Source organism: Longirhabdus pacifica (genome assembly GCF_004115085.1).
In the GTDB taxonomy this organism is placed as follows: Bacteria; Bacillota; Bacilli; order Paenibacillales; family DSM-105158; genus Longirhabdus; species Longirhabdus pacifica.
Genome location: NZ_QXJP01000001.1, coordinates 303,111 through 324,553, shown reverse-complemented (window position 1 = coordinate 324,553; position 21,443 = coordinate 303,111). Strand labels below are relative to the sequence as shown.

General features: G+C 36.5%; 21 protein-coding genes. 5 read left to right on the top strand and 16 right to left on the bottom strand.

Going from position 1 to position 21,443, the window contains the following annotated elements:
- Positions 1-267: 267 nt before the first annotated feature.
- Complete coding sequence (locus tag D1Z92_RS01475) at positions 268-798, top strand: gamma-glutamylcyclotransferase family protein (protein WP_128893861.1); 531 nt, start codon at positions 268-270, stop codon at positions 796-798.
- Positions 799-868: 70 nt separating this feature from the next.
- Here D1Z92_RS01475 and uvsE read toward each other — a convergent pair whose 3' ends face one another.
- A complete protein-coding gene (uvsE, locus tag D1Z92_RS01470) occupies positions 869-1,831 on the bottom strand; it encodes a UV DNA damage repair endonuclease UvsE (RefSeq protein WP_128893860.1) in 963 nt (320 codons plus the stop codon).
- Positions 1,832-2,037: 206 nt separating this feature from the next.
- On the opposite strand from uvsE, the gene D1Z92_RS01465 reads away from it, so the two are divergent.
- Positions 2,038-2,256: a YdbC family protein gene (locus D1Z92_RS01465; protein WP_128893859.1), complete on the top strand. Its 219-nt coding sequence runs from the start codon at positions 2,038-2,040 to the stop codon at positions 2,254-2,256.
- A 168-nt stretch (positions 2,257-2,424) separates the two neighbouring features.
- Here D1Z92_RS01465 and D1Z92_RS01460 read toward each other — a convergent pair whose 3' ends face one another.
- On the bottom strand, positions 2,425-3,729 hold the full coding sequence (locus D1Z92_RS01460; RefSeq protein WP_128893858.1) for a DUF3238 domain-containing protein: 1,305 nt from the start codon (positions 3,727-3,729) through the stop codon (positions 2,425-2,427).
- 573 nt (positions 3,730-4,302) lie between these two features.
- Between D1Z92_RS01460 and D1Z92_RS01455 the strand changes: the two genes are divergently transcribed.
- From D1Z92_RS01455 to D1Z92_RS01445, 3 genes are all read left to right on the top strand, one after another.
- Positions 4,303-5,358, top strand: a complete 1,056-nt coding sequence (locus tag D1Z92_RS01455; RefSeq protein WP_128893857.1) for a M4 family metallopeptidase — start codon at positions 4,303-4,305, stop codon at positions 5,356-5,358.
- 180 nt (positions 5,359-5,538) lie between these two features.
- Positions 5,539-5,979, top strand: coding sequence for a MarR family winged helix-turn-helix transcriptional regulator (locus D1Z92_RS01450; protein ID WP_128893856.1), 441 nt, complete (start codon positions 5,539-5,541; stop codon positions 5,977-5,979).
- Positions 5,980-6,280: 301 nt separating this feature from the next.
- Positions 6,281-7,642, top strand: coding sequence for an MATE family efflux transporter (locus D1Z92_RS01445; RefSeq protein WP_240666522.1), 1,362 nt, complete (start codon positions 6,281-6,283; stop codon positions 7,640-7,642).
- Between the two features lie 83 nt (positions 7,643-7,725).
- Here the strand turns inward: D1Z92_RS01445 and D1Z92_RS01440 are convergent, their stop codons facing one another.
- From D1Z92_RS01440 to D1Z92_RS01375, 14 genes are all read right to left on the bottom strand, one after another.
- Positions 7,726-8,724: an LCP family glycopolymer transferase gene (locus tag D1Z92_RS01440; RefSeq protein WP_128893855.1), complete on the bottom strand. Its 999-nt coding sequence runs from the start codon at positions 8,722-8,724 to the stop codon at positions 7,726-7,728.
- The gene (locus tag D1Z92_RS01435) at positions 8,717-9,520 is read right to left on the bottom strand and encodes a WecB/TagA/CpsF family glycosyltransferase (protein WP_164931390.1); all 804 of its coding nucleotides are present in this window, start codon (positions 9,518-9,520) and stop codon (positions 8,717-8,719) included. Before D1Z92_RS01435 ends, D1Z92_RS01440 begins: the two co-directional genes overlap by 8 nt.
- Positions 9,521-9,537: 17 nt before the next feature.
- A complete protein-coding gene (locus tag D1Z92_RS01430; protein ID WP_240666521.1) occupies positions 9,538-10,698 on the bottom strand; it encodes an NAD(P)-dependent oxidoreductase in 1,161 nt (386 codons plus the stop codon).
- A 490-nt stretch (positions 10,699-11,188) separates the two neighbouring features.
- A complete protein-coding gene (locus tag D1Z92_RS01425) occupies positions 11,189-12,562 on the bottom strand; it encodes an oligosaccharide flippase family protein (protein ID WP_128893853.1) in 1,374 nt (457 codons plus the stop codon).
- 52 nt (positions 12,563-12,614) lie between these two features.
- Entirely contained in the window at positions 12,615-13,502 is an 888-nt protein-coding gene (galU, locus tag D1Z92_RS01420) for a UTP--glucose-1-phosphate uridylyltransferase GalU (protein WP_128893879.1), read from the bottom strand.
- 54 nt (positions 13,503-13,556) lie between these two features.
- Positions 13,557-14,519, bottom strand: coding sequence for a dTDP-glucose 4,6-dehydratase (gene rfbB / locus D1Z92_RS01415; RefSeq protein ID WP_128893852.1), 963 nt, complete (start codon positions 14,517-14,519; stop codon positions 13,557-13,559).
- A gap of 13 nt (positions 14,520-14,532) precedes the next feature.
- A complete protein-coding gene (rfbC, locus tag D1Z92_RS01410) occupies positions 14,533-15,078 on the bottom strand; it encodes a dTDP-4-dehydrorhamnose 3,5-epimerase (RefSeq protein WP_128893851.1) in 546 nt (181 codons plus the stop codon).
- Positions 15,075-15,818, bottom strand: a complete 744-nt coding sequence (locus D1Z92_RS01405) for a sugar phosphate nucleotidyltransferase (protein ID WP_128893850.1) — start codon at positions 15,816-15,818, stop codon at positions 15,075-15,077. The genes rfbC and D1Z92_RS01405 overlap by 4 nt, the downstream gene beginning before the upstream one ends.
- Positions 15,819-15,842: 24 nt before the next feature.
- Positions 15,843-16,736, bottom strand: coding sequence for a glycosyltransferase family 2 protein (locus D1Z92_RS01400; protein ID WP_128893849.1), 894 nt, complete (start codon positions 16,734-16,736; stop codon positions 15,843-15,845).
- Entirely contained in the window at positions 16,717-18,066 is a 1,350-nt protein-coding gene (locus tag D1Z92_RS01395; protein ID WP_128893848.1) for an O-antigen ligase family protein, read from the bottom strand. The genes D1Z92_RS01400 and D1Z92_RS01395 overlap by 20 nt, the downstream gene beginning before the upstream one ends.
- Entirely contained in the window at positions 18,066-18,974 is a 909-nt protein-coding gene (locus tag D1Z92_RS01390; RefSeq protein WP_128893847.1) for a glycosyltransferase, read from the bottom strand. The genes D1Z92_RS01395 and D1Z92_RS01390 overlap by 1 nt, the downstream gene beginning before the upstream one ends.
- A gap of 98 nt (positions 18,975-19,072) precedes the next feature.
- Positions 19,073-19,732 carry a sugar transferase gene (locus D1Z92_RS01385; RefSeq protein WP_240666530.1) on the bottom strand — a complete coding sequence of 220 codons (660 nt, stop codon included), beginning with the start codon at positions 19,730-19,732 and terminating at the stop codon, positions 19,073-19,075.
- A 263-nt stretch (positions 19,733-19,995) separates the two neighbouring features.
- Positions 19,996-20,643 (bottom strand): CpsD/CapB family tyrosine-protein kinase, encoded by a 648-nt coding sequence (locus D1Z92_RS01380; protein WP_164931389.1) that lies wholly within the window; start codon positions 20,641-20,643, stop codon positions 19,996-19,998.
- A complete protein-coding gene (locus D1Z92_RS01375; protein ID WP_128893844.1) occupies positions 20,624-21,376 on the bottom strand; it encodes a YveK family protein in 753 nt (250 codons plus the stop codon). The genes D1Z92_RS01380 and D1Z92_RS01375 overlap by 20 nt, the downstream gene beginning before the upstream one ends.
- Positions 21,377-21,443 lie beyond the last annotated feature (67 nt).

Below are 21,443 nucleotides of genomic sequence, written 5' to 3'. Positions count from 1 at the left end.
CGTTTTCTACTCTATTACACACATCTGACATCATCATTCCTCCTATTTTTCAGATAGGATACTATATTCTAGACGATGACAGCCCGTATGGACGTTTATGGATAAACTTATTACCACTATGCATAAGATGGAGAAATGTCTAACATCACAATCTTTACGTCTAGCTACTAAGGCGCAAACATGTATCCCATCATTTCTATATCTGATTTAGTATACATATAGATTGTTTTTATCTATAATGAAGAATAATCTAATAGGAAAGTAAAAATGGAAAGGGATGAAATAAGATTGGATCAACATGCTGAAAATATACATAAGTGGATGAAAGAGCACTATTCTTATTATTTTGCATACGGCTCATGTATGAACAGAACTTCGTTCCGTAAAACCGCAAGCAATTTTCTTGTTATAGGGGCAGCTAAATTACCTGATTATAAAGTGGCTTTTTCACGGAGTGCGAAAAAACGAAAAGGGGGAATTGCAGACATTGTTCATGCTCCAAACGAGATGATGGAAGGGGTACTATACTTTGTCCCAAATGAACTCATTCATCGTATTGACATCAGAGAACATGCGGATGACCAGCGTAAACATCCGATCTATCGAAAAATAAATGTAACGGTTTTAGTGGATGAAATCAAGGTTTCAGCATTTACTTATGAAGTGATAGAAAAGGAAAATGAAGAAGTATGTCCACATGAAGAATACAGAGAAATCATAAGGAAAGGCGCAGATTTATTAAGTGAAACATATCAACAAAAATTGTACTCACATATGTTAAATTTACGCCAAAACTAAAATAAACATATAGCATCTCTTTATTAAAGCGAGGAGTAATTGAATAGCTCAATGACTCCTTAGCACTTCGTTACCCTATACGAATAGTGGATTGATCTAACGTCTCCACTCCTTCCATACCCTCTAAATCAGACATTAATTTAAACAGTGCTTCATCTTTCTTTTTCGCTTCAATCATGACGTCTAATCGCTCTGTACTTGGAGCAATAGCTCTCAAAAACGCTAGTAAAAATGTTACTTCCACAAAGTCTGCATGACTGCGGGGATTTTTTTCATTTTTTGGACTGGATACGTGAATTTTAGGTGGTATCTCTTCCTCTTTCCACGTCTGTACAATACTTGGCCACAATGCAGTCATATCATCTCCACCATCATTAACCCAGTGATGATGTATATCCAATACCATAGGCACGTTACATGCTTCACACGCTGTTAATGTTTCTCTTGACGTAAACGTCTTATCATCGTTTTCCAATGTCATACGTTGTTTTATACGGGTTGGCAAAGCACCAAACTGTTTAAGGAAGCGCTGCAAACTTTCCTCTTTATTGCCGTATGTGCCGCCAATGTGTATGTTGCATTTTGCTCTTGCGTCTAGCTCCATCGCTTCTAACATATTTACATGCTGCTCTAAATCATAAATAGAATTTTTTAATACTTCCTCCCTAGGAGTACTGAACACTGTAAAATGATCCGGATGAAAACTAACTCGCATTTTATGTTCTTTCACATAATCACCAACCGCTTTAAAAGCTGGTTTTAGTGTTGGAAAAGGATCCCAAGTACGTAAAATATCATGCGTTAACAGTGGTATAAGTTTGGATGAAAAACGGTACATGTGAATGTCATGTGCCCGATTATGTTTTAATAAACGCAATGTATTATGTAAGTTTTGCTCAGCGATACGTTCTAGCTTGCGAATGGCAGCTTCACGATCTGGAATTTTTTGAAAATGAGTAGCTGTCATTGTCTTTGAAGGTGAAGCGTTCTCTACAATGACGGACATCGATACGTAACCAAAACGAACAATCATATGAAACCTCCCGTTAGCTCTTATTTCTAAGTGATATTAAACGATATAATGATTTTATTTTACCAACATTTCCAATAAAGCATACAACAATATTTTGACTGATTGTTGTCATATTACACTTGATCTATGAAAGTGTGGATAATATATTAGACAAAACAGGAACGTATGTGCTATAATGTGAAAAATTAAATCGTTGAGGTGCTGTTATGGGTGATATAAAATTCAACATTGATCAATCTTTAGGTATTTTATCAGAGTCGGCAAAAGGATGGACCAAAGAATTAAATCTTGTAAGTTGGAATGGCAAAGAAGCAAAGTTTGATATCAGAGATTGGTCTCCTGATCACGATAAAATGGGAAAAGGAATCACTTTTACAAAAGAAGAATTGCAGAACCTTAAAAAAATTCTTGATGAAATGTTCTAATTCATGTTAATGGATGATAGTACATAGGTTGATCATATTACATAGTTCTATAGATTAGATTTATAAAGAGAATGTATGATACATGAAATGAAGCGTCCCCATTTACTATATCCACGGGACGCTTCTTCTTCATCATATCTTTATCATATTACAATGACTTATATCGTATTAATATTCGATAGTATACTCCCAATCAGGAAATGGAGGGAATAAATGTTCAAATGATACGATAGTATGTTGGAAAAGTGTGTTATAAGTAAAACTGCCACTTTCTTTAATATAAAATTCATGATTTGGCGCTTTATCATGACTACCTGTTATTTTAAGCACGCCATTAGACTGAACCACAGCATCATACTCATAGTCAATATCTGGTGCAGTAACTAGTGGATTGCCTGCCGCATGATCAACCGTAAAGGACAATTGATTCGAACCAATTTGTAAATCTTTCAATTCAATGTCATCTGTATTTTCATAGCCTGTTTCAATTAATCTAAATGATTCATTATAACCTTTTGTTTGACCAATGTCAGCATATAAATAAGCATTGGAGCCACTTGGATCTATCCAGACATTCACTTCTGTCTTCGTTCGATAACTACTAGAAGTAGGATAATAGAATCTATCGTCTCCACCAAAATATTTGATATCGTCCACTAAACTCCAAGGATTTGCTACATAATCATCCTGTATGAATGTCATGTATCTTAATTTAACTTGATAAGAACCGAATTTTTGATTTGTCACATTGTCTGTAAAAGGATCAACTATTTTAATGATGCTTGACAATTTATATGGCTTTTGTATTGCACTAAAGTTACTTTCACTCGATAATTGCTTAGTAACCTGATACATTTGTTGCAATTCATCTTTTGAAAGAGATGTTTTTGCAACAATTTCATATCTATTTTGAATACTTGTATTTGCATTGATATCGTAAAAATAGTTTTCGTTTACTTCCGCAATCTCCTCGTTATTTCTATAAATAATGTAACTTTCAGCATTTTTAATCGGTGTCCAGCTCAGCTTGATTTCTTGATCGTGCTGGATTGAATTGATTGTAGCTAATGTAACAGAATCTACTTCGAACGACTGGTTATGATTTTTTGCTAATAGATTATTGCTGAAGTAATATGTTTGAGATGCTTCAACTTGTTCTGCATTTGTAGAAGTTGTAAAAGAAAGTGCATCCAACTTCACTTCATTTTCATCAAACGCAATGACAGTATACTTATACGTATATTGAGGTTTTAACTGATCATCTATGAAGTGGTTATCACTTCCTTCATAAATTTGCTTTCCATCTCGATATACAACGTAACGTTCACCTACATTAGTCCATTCTAAATCAATAGAGTCATTGGAAATATGAGCAGCACTCATATCTAAATAGTTTTCTTCTGCAGCAATATCCATAGTAGTAAAGAAAGTAAATACTAAACAAAACGATAATAACAACATCAATTTTTTCATTAACAGACCACTCTTTCATATTTTTTTATTAATTCAGAATATTCTGTATAAATACACCATTTTCAATGAATATGCTGCTATAACATCTGCTGGCCAGCAAAACAGCAATTCTCTGTTAACAGTATGAATGGAGCATTTCTTACATAGAGTAAATCATTTACATGGTAATATCTATCAATTTATTTTTAATATTATTAATTTATTTTAGAAATATTTAAAATTCTACTTTCATTCTAATATGTAAAATACAGGTTGATGATCAGATATGATGCAACATGGCAACCTGAGTAATCACCATATAAATATGATAGACTACAAAAAACAAAGAAAACCATGCATATTAATAAACAACAAACGTATAATAAAACATAAAATGGTATATTTAATTATGATTATGCTATAATTACATCAACAGTTTAATTTTCAATTCACCCTGCTGATCCTTCTAACCTCATGACAACTTCGTTAGATCATTTCATTAAATCGTACTTACTTGCATCCTTTATTCTTTTCTTCCACTCAATGATTACTTATTTTTCAACTTCGTACCCAAAACGAAAGGAGACATGAAAAATGACTTGTCACAAACATTTAAATCATTGTCACTGCACCTTTGTTCCTTCATTTGTGTTAAACAACTTAGCTAAAAAAGGAGTGAACAGTGCACAAGTTAGTATTCATCAAAGTAATGCAACGAGAAGAAAAAGAAAAAATAAAGACGTAGATATGACAACGATACTTGCAGACCATTCTGCACAGCAAATGACAGCAAAAGGCAATGCACTTCGGCAAATCTATGACTGTAAACAAGAATATGAACAACGTGTTGCTTTAGTACAAGAAGAAGGTGGCCCTTCTCTCGATGATGCAGACGCTAATTATGCTTATGAATATGCTGGGGTCGTTCGTAGTTATTTTGAAAACGTACTGAATAGAGACTCTATCGATAACTCTGGCCTTGATCTGATCCTGAATGTACATTATGGAACAAACTACTTAAATGCATTTTGGGATGGAGACGAAATGACGTTTGGGGATGGAGATAATAGAATTTTTACTAGCTTTGCAAAATCACTGGATGTCGTTGCTCATGAGTTGGCACACGGCGTAACGCAATTTACAGCAAATCTTATTTATGAAAGACAACCAGGAGCATTGAATGAACACTTTTCCGATGTATTCGGTACGGCAATAAAACAACATGCATTACGTCAAACCGCACATGAAGCAGATTGGTTAATCGGTAATGATATTATGGGACCTAGTTTATTTGGTGAATCATTGCGCTCCATGAAAGAGCCTGGTACTGCTTATGACAATGATCTCTTAGGCACAGATCCACAGCCTTCACATATGGACCATTACTACGATGGATCCTCAGACAACTATGGTGTTCATATTAACAGCGGTATTTTCAACAAAGTATTTTATCTCGTTTCTATGGAAATAGGGACAGACAAAGCAACACAAATTTGGTATCATGCTTTACAAAATTTATGGGAAGATGCTGATTTTACTGATGCTGTAGCGGTACTCGTAAGATCTGGGCAAATTTTAACGAAAAATAAATATGTTCCGTTAGGAACGACGCAAACGATTCGTAGCGCTTTTCGTGAAGTTGGACTGTGAAGCGTGAAGGAGGAAATGTAACGTTGAATCTTTTTATTACATTGAACTAACGATGATTCATTAACATGGATCACTCGTTAGTTTTTTTGTTATGATCTGTTTTTCTGTATTTTTATTTCTCTCTTTTCATTTTTACTTATTTCATGTATAATACAAGATATAGTTAGGAGGCTAATTATTATGAGTCAAGATTTATATGAACATATCGGTTGGAATAGTAAACGTATTGCGCATTTACTTACTAACTTACATAACAAAAAATTGGAGAAACACGGGGTTACGATTGCACAATACAGAGCCTTATACTTTTTAAAAGAAACAAACGGCCTCTCGCAATCACAATTGCTAGACAAATTGAAAGTCAAACCTTCCACCTTGACAGGTATTATTGAACAATTAGAAACGAAAAAATTTGTATATCGAAAAAGTTGTGATAAAGATGCTAGAATTAAAAACCTTTTTCTCACTCCTCTAGGTACAAATAAGATAGAGAGTTTATGGAATGTATTATTTAACATGGAGGAACAACTAACGAAAGGTTTTACACCAGAAGAAAAAGCCCTCATGTTAAGCTGGCAAAGAAAATTAATTCATAATTTATTAGAAGAAGCGGAAACGTAAATTCCTGCCGTATTAGAATAAGTCTATACTTCTATTTATATATCAACGTAGTTTTCTTCTTGCCCTTTCTAACTTTCCTAACTTGAAAAGTATAATACATTTATTATATCGGCGAAAAATGTCGCTTTTTTTGTTATATATCGTTAAATGTTGGATAATTACTTCGTATGCTAAATATTTTTTCTGTTTTTAGCAACATTAAAGTCATTCATTAACGTTAACACGGTAGATTATTCATGTTACAACGTTGTTTATACACATAAGTATACACATAAAATAAACACAGCAAAGGAGATATGACATGAATGACATGAGCAAAAGATTAGGAGAACAGAACATAGCAAAATTAATATTGAATCTTTCATTTCCACCTGTAATTGGTATGTTGGTCATGTCATTATACAATGTAGTAGACACGATTTTCATCGCGAGAGCTGTAGGAACAAACGCTGTTGCTGGGGTTTCTATCGTTTTTCCCATTCAGTTGATTATGTCATCAGCGGTAGCAGCATTAGGCATCGGAGGCGCGGCCGTCATATCGATTAAACTAGGGGAGAAAAAACGGGATGAAGCCAATCACATTTATGGTAATGTCATTGTACTTGGCTTTATCGTAGGTATACTGATGATCATAACTGGTCTCCTCTTTACCGACTTTATATTGAGCCTTTTGGGCGCAACAGATACAATCATGCCCTACGCTAGAGACTATTTTGTGTATATATTATTCGGAATGATCTTTATGGCTTTTGGCATGCCAGCTAGTAATATTGCTCGCGCAGAAGGCAATGCAAAAATTCAGATGATTACGATGATCACTGGAGCGTCCGTGAATATTGTACTCGATCCTATTTTTATCTTTGGTTTTGACATGGGTGTTGCAGGAGCAGCCATTGCAACGGTAATATCTCAGGTTGCTGCTGCTGGCTTTGTTTTTCATTACTTTTTTATGAGTAACAAAAGTACGCTTAAAGTGAGGTCGCAACATTTACGATTGCATCTGCAAATGATCAAAGATATATTATCCGTAGGTTCGTCTGCTTTTGCAAGACAAGTTGCAGGGAGTTTTACTTTTATCGCTATCAATTATATGTTGATCCAGAACGGCGGAGAACTTTCTGTTGCTGTGTTTGGCATTGTGCATAAAACGATGGTGCTTACGCTGATGCCATTGGTCGGTATTGTACAAGGTGTACAACCGATTGTTGGTTATAACTACGGTGCGAGGAAATTTAACCGCGTCCATGAAGCGATTAAAGCTTCATTAAAAATAACAACCATATATTGTGTTGGCCTTTTTTTGTTTATCATTTTGTTTTCAGAACTCATGATGTCGCTGTTTACAGATGATGCTGCGGTCATTGCGATGGGGAAGGACGCACTCAGAATCATTTTCCTAGCGATATTTACTGTTGGGTTTCAAAGCATTATAAGTGGAGTTTTTCAAGCTTTAGGTAAAGCGATGCCCGCATTGATACTATCCTCTGCTAGGCAAATACTATTTCTCATTCCACTCATACTGATCTTACCTATATATTTTGGAATTTATGGTGTATGGCTTGCATTTCCTGTCGCTGATATTCTTTCTTTTCTGTTATGCTTTGTGTTTGCTTGGAAAGGTAAATTATTTCATTGGGAAGAGAAGAAACTTCAATCTATATAAAATGGTTGAACACATTCATTCCACTTATCTATACCGTAGTTAACATCTTTTACGAGATAGCAAAGGAAAGCACTTCACTTTTGCTATCTCGTGACTTCTTCTAGTATGGGTAGATACAATATGTCTTTTATGACTTTCCGAACACGATGAATTTCTGTATCATCTACGTCATAGTAATATATGGCGTCTCTAAATCTGTCACTTCCTCTTAGTTCTTCCGTCATAAATGTATACCCGCTGTCAGCATAATCATCGTATAAAGAAAGAATTTCATCGGGAGCAATGTTGGTACTGACGGTTTGAGAAGCAATATCAATCATCGTAGGAAAAGACTGTACAAACGTAAATTTGTTTTCCATCCCTTTTTTCATTAATGCTTCAATGACTTTTTTCTGCCTATCGTTTCTGCCGAAATCCCCTCTTGGATCATCATATCTCATTCTAGAAAATTTCAGCGCATGTTGTCCATCCAGATGCAAGGCCCCTTCCTCAAACAAATAACCTTCATACTCAAAGCTAAAATCGTTGATTACATCCACACCGTCGAATACATTAATGAGCTGAACAAATCCTTCCATATTGACTTGAATATAATAGTCTACGGGAATCCCTATAAACTGTTCCACTGTGTTGATGGCCATCTCTGTTCCACCAAAAGCATAAGCATGATTGATTTTATCCTTATATCCTAATCCCGCTAGTTCTACATAAGTATCTCGCGGAATGCTTAACAACAGTATTTTTTTATCATTGGGGTTCATAACGGCAAGGATGAGCGTGTCAGAGCGACCTTGATCAAGTGTTCGTTCATCTACTCCCATTAATAAGACGCTAATCGGTGTGGCCACTTTAATATCTTTTTCTTCTATATCTGTTGAGGTCATCCGCTCTTTTTCATTTTCCATTTTTAAATCAGGCCATAACTCCCATAATGCATCTTGATCCCCTTGCATTGGAACGTAGATGATGTTCGCCGTTGTCTTGAGGGTGTGATAAACATATATGGCGATGATGCATGAAGCACATATTAAGATGCAGAAGATGAGCATTGCATAACATTTTATTGGCCATGATTTATTCATTACTATCCAAGCTCTCCTTATTTAAAGGATTCCTATGTCTGTATTTCCACTTATTCTTCATGATGTAATATAAAAAAAGAAAGTTACCTATAAGATACCTTCTCCATAACCTTTTTGGCTCCAGCCATAACCGATATACCCATTCTAACTTTCGTTTTCTTACCCATGTTGGAGCTCGCTTTACTTTTTTTGAAGCAAAATCTAAATAAGCACCTACTCCAATGCACACTTTTGTATGCAATTGTGAAGCAAATTCCGCAATAAATTTTTCTTGATATGGGGTACCCATAGCGACAATGACCATGTCGGGATTTTTTTCATTTATCGTCCTTATCACTACTTGAGGGTCATGAAAGTACCCATGTAAACATCCTACGATTTGAATGTCTGGTATAGCCTGTTTTAGTTGACTTGCTGCAGCTTCTGCTACTCCTTTCTCTCCCCCTAATAAAAATACTGTCCCTTTCATCTGCGCTATGCGCTTTAATAATTTAGGCATAAAATCTGTTCCATTTAAATTTTCCTTAAATTTAAAACCAAAATATGTAGCTCCAAGGGATAAACCGATGCCATCGTTTAATATGAGGTCGCCCTCATTCAAGTGACGTCGATACACTTCATCCTTTTGTGCAATGTTATAGCAATGTGCGTTGATAAAGAAAATTTGACTTGACTGGTTTTCTCTTATGCTATGTTCTATATGATCCAGTGCTTCTTCACTATTTGTGACGTGTACATTAACGTTTCCCATACTCATCATTTCCAGCTTATTATTTTTCCATCTTTGTCTATCCATGTCCAACTCCATCTCCACTATGCCGTATAGGCGGCACTTACTTTGATCTCCTTCCATATATCTAATGCTAGACTCGGTTGTAACTCTACATCATCAAATGTAATGATCTGTCCTGGTGATAAGTTTTGTTTCACTCTCATTTGATTCATTAATCCAATCGGCACATGATTGGGAAATTCACTCATTTTCACCGCAATACCCCTACATTCAAAACTGCCTATCGCCCTACTAATTAACGTGCCGCGTTTAATATTTTTTTTGGGCACAGCTGCAACGCTAATTTGCGGCTTGCTACTGTTATTAATGAGTACGGAACCACCTCGTATCACTCTGCGAAGTGTCTTTAACACTTCAAAGTGGCATAGGTGATAATTGGTGTGCAACGTGTAATAAGGACCATCACCCATCTTTAAATATTTCAAATACGGTTGCTGTTCATCTTGGTGCACTCCTGTGATAAAAACGCCGGAAGGGGTAGAGGGGGATAAAATATAATCACTTATCGGCAACCCAACTTGCTTTGCTTCCTTAGCTAGTGTGTTTCCACCATCCATTACGCATTCTGTTTTGAGCCCTAACATTTCCGATTGGACAATGGTTGCACCTAGCCCATTGGCCACTAGTGCTTGTTCTATTTGCAATTTCGTCCCATCAGTAAAAGACACCTGCATAGGTAAGCTAATACCTTGCTTCTCTGACCAATACAACATCTCTTCTACACTAGGATTAGTGTGGAGGTATCCTTTGATGTTCCCGTACACGAGCGGTTTAAATCCCATTTGCGATATATTTTCCTTTAATGCAGCTAGACAACCTGGCTGGTCTCCCTCTGCCTCGGTAATATATCCTTTCTGGGAAAAATACGATCCTGTAGTGACCTGTAACTCTGCATTCATCGTAACGACAGGAATACCTACATTCATCGCTAAGTCAATGACTTCTGTGCCGTGCAATACATCACCACTGCATTCGATGAGCACATCACTGTGTTCCAACAATTCTTGTACAGAATGAGTGAGCAGTTGTCTATATTTAAAATTGGTACAGTCATCTATGTTTCTTCTTGTTAGCACTTTCGTGACTTCCATATCGTCCTGTAATGTGATAAGCATAGCCAAACCATTGGCCATATATCCACTACCTACGATTCCGATTCGTTGTTTACTATTCCTTTGCAACTCTATTCAACCCCTTTCCTTTTAAGAGCGTTACAGGGAGCCATTCCTTTGCTTGAAAACAATATGATTAAATTACCTTTGCAGAAGCTCCGACTGCAATGGAATAAGGGGGATATGACTTGTGACCACACTATTACTTCCAATGACGGAGTATGCACCAATGACGCTACCAGATCATACTTTTACATTTGACCTAGCCAAACACTTCCCATTTCCATTATCAGTTTGTGGATGAGTTTGTAGTCGACACCCTCGATCCACAAACAACATACTTCCTATTTTGTATCCACTACGCATTCGCATAGTAAATACGTGATACAATGGTTGTCCTCTTTCCAATCGACCTATTGATTAGGTAGATGGCAAATTCATTTATATCGAAATAAGAAGTGTGCTCTCGTTCATATATATGTTGTGAAGGAATAATATAACCTTCATTTCTGAGGATTGTAGAAAATAAAGCATGAAAAAATCTGTCCTGCGTAAGCCATTACCTTTTTGCTCTTTTACCAAGCATGACGTGATATAACCATCGCACATCTTCTCTATTTAGTTTTAAACTAGGAAATGGACTTTTTAATACGATGGGAAAAAGCATAAAAACAAAAAGCAACTTCAACATCGTAGCTGCTAGCAGTGCTAATGCCGCTCCTACTGTTCCATAGTGCGGGACAAGCAGATAGATGAAAATGATAGAAAACGTTAAGCCAATACAATGTGCATACGTGATCTTACCTGGTTTTTCTAAAGCAAAAAAAACTTGACTGAGAATGATGACAGCTCCAGATAAAATAACATCAAATATGAGTATACGAACGATTTGCGAAGCGGTAGTAAAGGCATCGCCATACATGAGTTGTAACAGTAGTGGAGTCAATAAAACAAGCAGTACACCAGCGAATAACGATACGTAGAATGAAATACGAAACGCTCTCGTCGTAAATTGAATGATGTCTTGTTTCGATTTGCCTGAAACTTTAGGCAGTAACACGGTGACGATAGAGTGAGGAAATACCATTAACATCCTTGCGAGACTGACCGCTACAGCATACAGTCCAATTTGCGAAGTAGACAATAACGTAATGAGAATAATTTGATCGATATACATCATGAACGTATTTAAAGCATCCGTTCCGAAGGATCGCATGCCATAATGCAGTAGTTTTCGAGATGAATCCCTTACTTGCTGAAAACAAGCCATCCACCCTAATGTGTGTAATAAATAGATCATGGTGCCAAAGGAAATGACAATCTCAGGAACCAGGTAACTCATCACGGTAGTATAAGGATTAAAGTTATCGATCAACCAAAAAAAGACGAGAAACACTAATATCAATATGGGAATAAACAGCCTCAGCACATTCAGTAAAAAAAACTGCTCTCTCACACGCAGTATCGAGGCGTTAACTAAATTAATTAAAATAAAGACGGAGGCAATCAATGCAATTTGTGCAAAATAAATCATGGATGTACCGTGTGTGGAAAGCGCTATAGGAATAATGAATAGTCCCAGTAATACGCTGATAACCCCTGCACCAGCACTCAGTAAAATCCCAGCACCGTAAAACCGCTGTGCATGACTGACTACATTTTTCGCATGATAAATAACTGCCATGTACAAACCAAATGTGACCGTGTAACCTAATAACATCGGCCACAATAACATAATAGTATGTTCACCTCTACCTGAAGCACCTAACAGTCTCGCAGTGATCATCCCTGTTAACATATTCAAAACAAGAATAGCAACACCGGTGATAAATGTAATAGCAGAAGGAGAGAGGCGAACGGATTGTCTCCACTTTAACGTCATCTGCTGCTGCCGCTTCATTAGTAAATGAAAATACGATGGTGATGCTCTCAATAATATTGCCACTCCTTCTTTTTATCTCTACAGGAACTTACTCTTTCATTCTCTATACGATTTTTAACATTTTTTCTTCCTGTAAAATTTCTTTTAATCCAGACAATACTGGAGTACGTAACTCATCATTTTGCAGCGCAAATTGAATGGTGGTTAGTATAAACCCTAACTTTTCACCTACATCATAACGTGTGCCATGAAAGTTATATGCGTATACGGGTCTTACTTCATTCATTCTCTGAATCGCATCTGTGAGTTGAATTTCGCCACCAGCACCTTTTTCTTGCTGTTCTAGAAAATCAAATACTTCTGGTTCTAAAATGTATCTTCCCATAATCGCTAAATTAGATGGCGCTGTACCTTTTGTAGGTTTTTCAATAAATTTATTTACTCTGTATAATCTGCCCATTTGCTCTGTGTAATCAATAATGCCGTAACGATGTGTTTCACTTTCTTTTACAGGTTGGATACCTACGATGGATGCGTTCATTTGCTCATAAAACTGAATTAACTGTTTCAAGCAAGGTTCTTCAGAAACGACGATATCATCTCCCAGTAAAACAGCAAATGGCTCATCTCCAATAAATCTTCTGGCACACCATATAGCATGCCCTAACCCGTTTGGCTCTTTTTGCCTAATATAGTGAATATCGATAGAAGAAGAACGCTGCACTTCTGTCAGTAATTCTAATTTTTCTTTGTCCATCAAGCGATATTCTAATTCAAACGCATTATCAAAATGGTCTTCAATTGCCCTCTTTCCTTTTCCTGTAACGATGATTAAATCTTCAATGCCTGACTCTATCGCTTCATCTACGATATATTGAATGGTCGGTTTATCAATAATAGGCAACATCTCTTTGGGCATTGCTTTCGTAGCAGGTAAAAAACGAGTGCCTAACCCAGCTGCAGGGATGACTGCTTTCGTTATTTTCCTCATCATTCATCCTCCTTTTTTCCGTCACTGTGCGAAAACCACCTTAAAGATATGTTGTTAGTGAAGCGTAAGTTGATAATGTCCTTGATTTTGTATGTACCATTCTATCGTTTGTTTTAGTCCTTCTTTGAAGTCATATTGGACATTCCACCCTAATGCTCTGATCTTCTTGTCATCAATGGCATAACGAAAATCATGGCCTTTTCTATCTTCAACATACGTAATTAAGGATGGTTCTTTGCCTATTATATTTAATATGTTTGTAGCGATAGAAATATTAGTCCATTCGTTATTTCCTCCAACATTATAGGTGTGACCATTAGCTCCACGTCTCAATACTAGATCCACGGCTTTTATATGATCATCCACATGAATCCAATCTCTGATGTTGCTACCATCCCCATAGATAGGTAGTGGCTGGTTGTTCACTGCTCTTAAAATCATTAGTGGAATAAGCTTTTCAGGATACTGATTTGGCCCATAGTTATTCGTACATCTCGTAATGTTAATAGGAAGATCAAACGTCGTATGAAATGCTTGTACAAGTAAGTCTGAACTTGCTTTAGATGCAGAATATGGACTAGAAGGAACTAATGGACTTTCTTCTGTAAAGTGTCCTTTATCTATCGAGCCATATACTTCATCTGTGGAGATATGCACAAATTTCTCAATTTGCCCATCTCTAGCAGCATGAAGCAATGTTTGTGTCCCTACACAATTGGTTTGGATAAACGCATCGGATGCTTCAATGCTCCGATCTACATGAGACTCTGCTGCAAAATGAACGATGTACTGTAATTGATATGTTTGAATCAATTTTTTTACTAACGTACCATCGCAAATATCTCCATGAACAAAAATGTGTTTTTCATTCTTTTCTACTTGTTTTAAGTTAAACATATCCCCTGCGTACGTTAATTTATCCAAATTAACAACAAGTTCATATTCATCCTGCTCACACGCATGACGAACAAAATGACTCCCGATAAAACCTGCTCCTCCAGTAACTAGTACTCTCAATTCCTGCTCCCCCTTATGGTATCTGTATGTCTTCCCAGGACGGATGTGCTTTATCCTTCTCTGAGAGAACAACTTTGGATGTTGGCCATGATATATTTAGCGTCGGATCATTCCACATGATGCCTCTATCATGCTCTTTATTATAATATTCATCTACTTTGTACATAACATGGGTATGCGACTCCAACGTACAAAAGCCATGGGCAAATCCTTTTGGTATAAGTAATTGATGTTTATTAAACTCGTTTAGTACAAATGCTTCCCACTTGCCAAAAGTAGGCGAGTCCTTCCTCATATCTACAGCAACATCATAAATCGCTCCCACGATGACGGATACTAACTTGATCTGAGCGAACGGTTCATTTTGGTAATGAAGCCCCCTTAATGTATGCATCTGTTTAGAATACGAGTGGTTGTCTTGTACAAAATGATGATGAATTCCATACTGTTTTTTATAATGTTCTTGTTGATAACTTTCCATAAAGAATCCGCGGTGATCTTCATATACTGTAGGTTCGATTAACATCAAATCAGGTATCGTCGTAGTTTGAATGTTCAAGATGTCACTTCCTCTGCATGTGACTTCGATGCTTCATCCCTAATCCATTCATTGGCTTTCACGTAAGAAGGGTGTGTTCCCGCATCCGTCCACCAGCCTTTTAACATATCATACGTCATCAAATTGCTTTGAATATATACGTTATTCACATCGGTAATCTCGTATTCGTTTCTAGCAGATGGGGTTAACGTTTTAATAATACGAAAAACTTGATGATCGAACATATAGATACCTGTAACGGCATAAGGAGATTTCGGATGTTTTGGTTTTTCCTCCACAGAAACAATATGACTTCCATCTAACTGGGCAATACCATACCGTGTAGGATCTGGTACTTCACTAAGCAGCAGTTTCGCCCCTTGTTCCTGTCGTTCAAAGTCACGTACGTACTCTACAATGGAATCGGAGAAAATATTATCACCCAGAATAACCACCATTTTTTCTTCATGCACGAAACCTTCCGCAAGTCCTAATGCTTGTGCAATGCCACCAGCTGCATCTTGCACTTTATAGGTAAATGATACATCAAAATCACTCCCACTTCCGAGGTAGCTAATAACATCTCCCATATGTTCTTTACCAGTAACAATTAAAATTTGATCTATACCTGCTTCTTTTAACTTTAATACGGAATAATATATCATGGGGTGTTTTCCTACTGGTAGAAGGTGTTTATTGGTCACTTTCGTTAATGGATATAGTCTAGAACCGGTTCCACCGGCCAGTATGATTCCTTTCACTTCTCTCAACTCCTTATCATTTCTTTATAATTTCTTTAAAGAACGCATCACAATAGCCCCGAAGAAAAAATAAAATCGAGGATAGAATAGAATGCCGATATACGAATGTATTGCTTTCAACATCGAAGTGTAAGAAACTTTTTTGTTGCCAGCGATAGATATATTTTTATAGGCATAGTACATATAACGGTAGCTTTTTTGAAGTTGAGGATACCGTCCACTATTTTTTTTAATGACATCCATTTCACTTTTTAACATCGTATCCAACTGTTTGGAATGATTATTTTCATGCAAGCGATAATAAATAAAAGATTCATCTAAAAATATTAACTGGGCTTGCTTAATGAGACGTAGTAGCAAATCCCAATCATCCGCTCCAAATCCTTGTAAATGCTCATCGAATCCATTTAATTTGCAGAGAACATCCCGATATACGAAGAGCTGGGAAGTCGTATAAATTTGATTTTTCAAAGCAACAGCGTCCCATTTTAAATTTGGTTTGAAAAGTTTATACATTTTGCGAATGACTTGATCTTGTTCATCAATGATGACGCCATTCATGACAAGTCCTTGTAAAGTTTCATGCTGTTGCATATAGTCTACACACGTTTCGATACATTGTTCGTGCAGTAGATCATCTTGATCTAAAAACATCACCCAACGTCCTTGCGCCATATGAAGCCCTTTATTTCTCGTTGCCGTACAGCCATGATTTTCTTGCAGTATGATCTGTAAACGTGGATCGTTTATGCTTTTTAATAGGTTATGAGATTCATCTGTTGAACCATCAATAATACATAATAGTTCAAGATTCGGGTACGTTTGTTTCAGCACACTGTTTACAGTTTTCTCTATATATTTCTCTCCATTGTAGATAGGAATGACAATGGAAACCAAGTCAGGTTGCTTCATTTCCATCTATACTCCCCTTCGTTTTAAATTGTAGTGACATGTGGTACAAACCACTCAAGTACCAACAAAACGGTAAAATAAATTGAATCGTAGAAAGCGTATTATCCGTAAAAGTGTACAGTAAAAAACCAATAATAAAACATAAGAAATAAGGACGAAGCGAACGTTGAAGTTGCTTATATACAAGATGAAATGTAATACATAAAAATAAAAACAAAATGACAGCACCGATGAGCCCCGTATCATAATAAAATCGTATATATTCGTTGTGAGGTACTACAAACCCATCATATAATGTGCCATCGTTTGCTTCTAATGAGGAGCCAAGTCCTTTTCCAAACCAAGGAGTATCTGCTGCTCTTTCTAAATAAAAAGACCACGCATCGGTTCGCCCTGATGTATCCAATACTCCGCTATCACTGATTGATCTTGTCTTCATGTTATCCAAGACTAAGAAAAACGCCGCAATAGTAGAAACAAAAATAAATAAGATAGGAATGATTAAGACAATTCTCCCCTTCACGTATTGCATCACCATATCAACAATAAAATAAATCACCATGAGTATGGCCACGATTAAAGGCCCTCTCGTTCCTGTTGCTAACAAGATGAGAAAATTAACGCTTGCTGAAATAGAAAAAAACAGCATCTGCTGTGGAACACGTTTTAGTTCCAATAATGAAATGACAAAACCTACACAAGCAAGCATAGCAAGATGAGAAGGAATGGAAGCACCTTGTAATCGGAATGCACCTGTAAACTCAATGACAAACATCGGATATACGTTGATGAGATGCAATAGCGATCCAATACATACAGATACTGGTGCTAACCAACATAATAGTTTCATGTGTTGGTTCACTGTTTTACTCTTCCATTTCACCGCTAGAAAGAGAAAGGGAACACTGAGTCCAATAAAAGATTTCAGCATCATCGAATTGGATACCTCAGCGGAAGAGAAAACGAGCGATATAGCCAGTAATAGTACGAATGAAGTTAATGGAAGCAATAGCTTCCACTCCAGTCCTTTTTGTAAAACGTAGGGGATAATGAGGACAATAACCATTAGTTTATAAATCGAAAGCAGATCGAAACCAGCGATGGAAATCGGAATAATATATTGTATAGAAACAGCAGCGGAAAGCAAGATCAATAAGCTGGTTCTTTCTGGATAAATTAACGAATAGACGACCACCATCAACCCTATGACAGCACAAAAAGTAAGAAGTGGTTCATATAATACGAGACACCCTATTGCCACACTCATCCCTATCGCTGTACATATAATGACCACTTGCATTTTTGAAAGAAAAGAAGATAACAATCTTAATTCCATTACACTTCACCTTTAAGCGCAACTTTGGTTCCGCGTACACTTTCTTTTCTGCATGTAATTAACAATCTACTCCCTTCGCTATGAGCAAATAGAGAAGAAAGAAGAATATAGACGCTTCGAAGAAACAGGGTAATTTTTAAATGTATTTTTGCAGCAACAGAGGAACTGGCATAGGCTCTTGAAACACCTTGATAATAATACCTTTGCTTAATCCATTTTTTCGTCAACCGCTCAGCAGGGATAAAGTGTCTCACTTTCATGTTAGGTACGTAAGCCATTTTTCCACTATTGCTTCTCACTTGCTCAAACAGCCAAGATTCTTCCCCAGATAGAAGCATGTTTCCCTTTCGACCCAACTCCAGCGGAAATTGATACTTGTCAAATAAGCTTTTTCGCATAGCCATATTGGCACCGTATGGATGCATATTCTTTTTGTAATAAGTTAAATGCTTACCTAAATCTACGATCGTATATGGTTTTTCCAATGCCGAAATAAGCCAAGGCGGTCTACTCTGTTCAAATACAGGTTCAATCTTCCCACCAATAGCTAATATCTCTGGATACTGCATGAAAGTATCCACAATCGTATTTAACCAGATCGGTTCTGGAACAGCATCGTCATCTAGAAATGCAATAACGTCACTTTGTGCCGCTTTCACTCCTGTATTCCTGGCAATGGACAACCCTTGTTGTATTTGGAATACGTATGTAATCTTTACCGAATCTCTTAATTCCGATGTACATTGATGTACGATGTCTTTCGTATGGTCTTTGGAATTATTATCTACTACAATGACTTCACTATCTTCTATCCCTTTTACGTGCTTGAGAGATAACAGTGTTTGTTTTAACAAATCTGCTCGATTATAAGTGCAAATAATAATAGAACAGATGGGATTTGATTTCATTTCTTTCGCTCCACCTACTCTCCTACTCTGTATCTTCACTTATTTGTATATTCATATCACTTCTTTTTATGTTCATAACGTGTTGCATCATTTATCCACTAAAATGCATTTTTTGATCCCAAGAAAAATTGAAATGTTTTGAGTATAATTTTCATATCCAACCACGTATTTCTATGTTGAATATAGTGAATGTCCATTTTCACCATTTGCTCAAAACCAACATTACTTCTCCCACTTACTTGCCATAAACCCGTACAGCCTGGAACGACAGTTAAGCGCAACTTCTCTTCCCACGTGTATGTCGCTACTTCGTCTGGAAGTGGAGGCCTAGGTCCAACAATGCTCATGTCTCCTTTGAGCACGTTCCATAATTGAGGCAGTTCATCGATACTTGTTTTCCGAATCCATCTACCTACTCTCGTCACTCTAGGATCATTTTTCATTTTAAACATTTTGCCTTCAACCTCATTTTGATCTGCTAACTGATCCAACATTTTTTCCGCATCACAAACCATAGAACGAAATTTATAAATAGAAAATCTCTTACCGTTTTTCCCTATTCTGATTTGCTTAAAAATAACAGACCCTTTACGACTTTCTACTTTAATGCAGATTGCAATCATCAATAATAAAGGCATACATACCATTAAACCAATAAAAGCAATGCTCATATCCAGTATTCTTTTGACCACACCATACAATGGTTTCTTCTCTATATTTACAGTCATGGTTTTTTCTAATGGGTGTGGGTGACTCATATTCACCATTGCCTCCAAGTTATGTTGCTGCTTTACTAAACTCATGGAAACCTTCACCTCTATCCAAATTATTTTCTTTATATAAAAGTAGGGCATCCAACCCTCCCTCACATTACACTTTTGACAATCGACGTCTAAGGTATGATGAGTACCCACAGTGTAATCGAGTGCCTACAGTGATAAAGGTCCAGCAGACTTTACCTGTTTCCTGTATAGATCATATAAAGAGAAAAAGCGTCATATTAACCTTGCTCCAATGGTTGTTATTTTTTCTTTTCCATATTTAACACGACCCCTAACAGATTGGCGTGCATATTTTCTAAATGTGATTTTGCCTTTTTTACTAACGTTCTTTTGCTTTTTCCACGTTTCACAACCATCACCACACCGTTTACTTTTGCAGAGATGATTTGTGCGTCGATATTAGAGAGAATAGGGGGTGAATCTATCAATATGACATCAAACTTTTCTTGTAAAGCATGAAGTAATGATTCAAATTCGTAAGAAGAAAAAAGTTCTGAGGGGCTATTAGTATGTTGACCTGCTGCAATTAAATCGACATGAGTAAGGAATGTAGGTTGCGTTATATCTTCGACTTTCTCTCTTCCTTCTAACACATCGCCAAGACCTTTTTTATGCGAGACATGAAAATATTTATGTATGGAAGGGGTTCGCATATCTGCATCGATAATTAATACTTTCTTATTATCATTTGCAATCGTAACAGCCAGATTGACTAAGGTTGTCGTTCTTCCTTCCTTCGCTTGGGAGGAAGCAATTAATATCGTCTTCATGTTCTGACCTAGTGATGCAACATTAATGTTCGTTCTCAATAGACGAAAAACTTCAGCAATTTTAGAATTAGGGTTAAGTCCTGCAATAATTTTATCTTTATGTTTCAATCGAGGCATATGGCGTGTCAACTCCCTTCTGATTTTTAGCATCAGTATCCTTTTCTATCTTCCAATCTTTTCTACGAATATAAGGAACGACACAAAACGTTTGTAGATTTAAGTCTTCTGTTATTTGCTGCTCTGTTTGGACAGAATCATCTAAATATTCTAGTAAAAATACAGTTCCTAATCCTAAAATAAAAGATAAAACAATAGAGAGAGCCATACTCATCGGTAAGCCCATATTGACTGGCTGTAAATTATCTTTTGGTCTTGCATCATATAAAATTTCTACATTGTCGACATTCATAATCTCGTTAATTTGTTCTTTGAACACTTTTGAAATTGAATTTACAATATTTGTAGCTACTTCGTAAGAAGTATGTTCTATGGAGATGGTCATGACTTGCGAATCATTGACGGATGTTACTTTCACAGCATCAATCAATTTTTCTGTAGTCAAATTTTGTTGAGGGTACAATTCCACTACCTTATCCATCGTGATGGGAGAATAGATGATTTCTTTATACGTATTAATAAGTAGTATATTGGTGTTTATTGTGTTTAAATCAAGTTGGGTAACACCTTCTTCTGTTTGGGATTGGTTCACTAATAATTTCGTAGAGGCTTCATATACAGGATCAATAAATGCTACATAGGCACCCGCAGTCGTTATACTTGAAATGAGAATAAACAGGAATAAAACAATCCAACGTCGTCTTATCATATTTACGTATTTTACTAGTTCCACTACACACCCTTACCTTTCTACTTTAGTATGGTTGTTCTTTATAAAGAACATTTTTAGTATGAAAAAT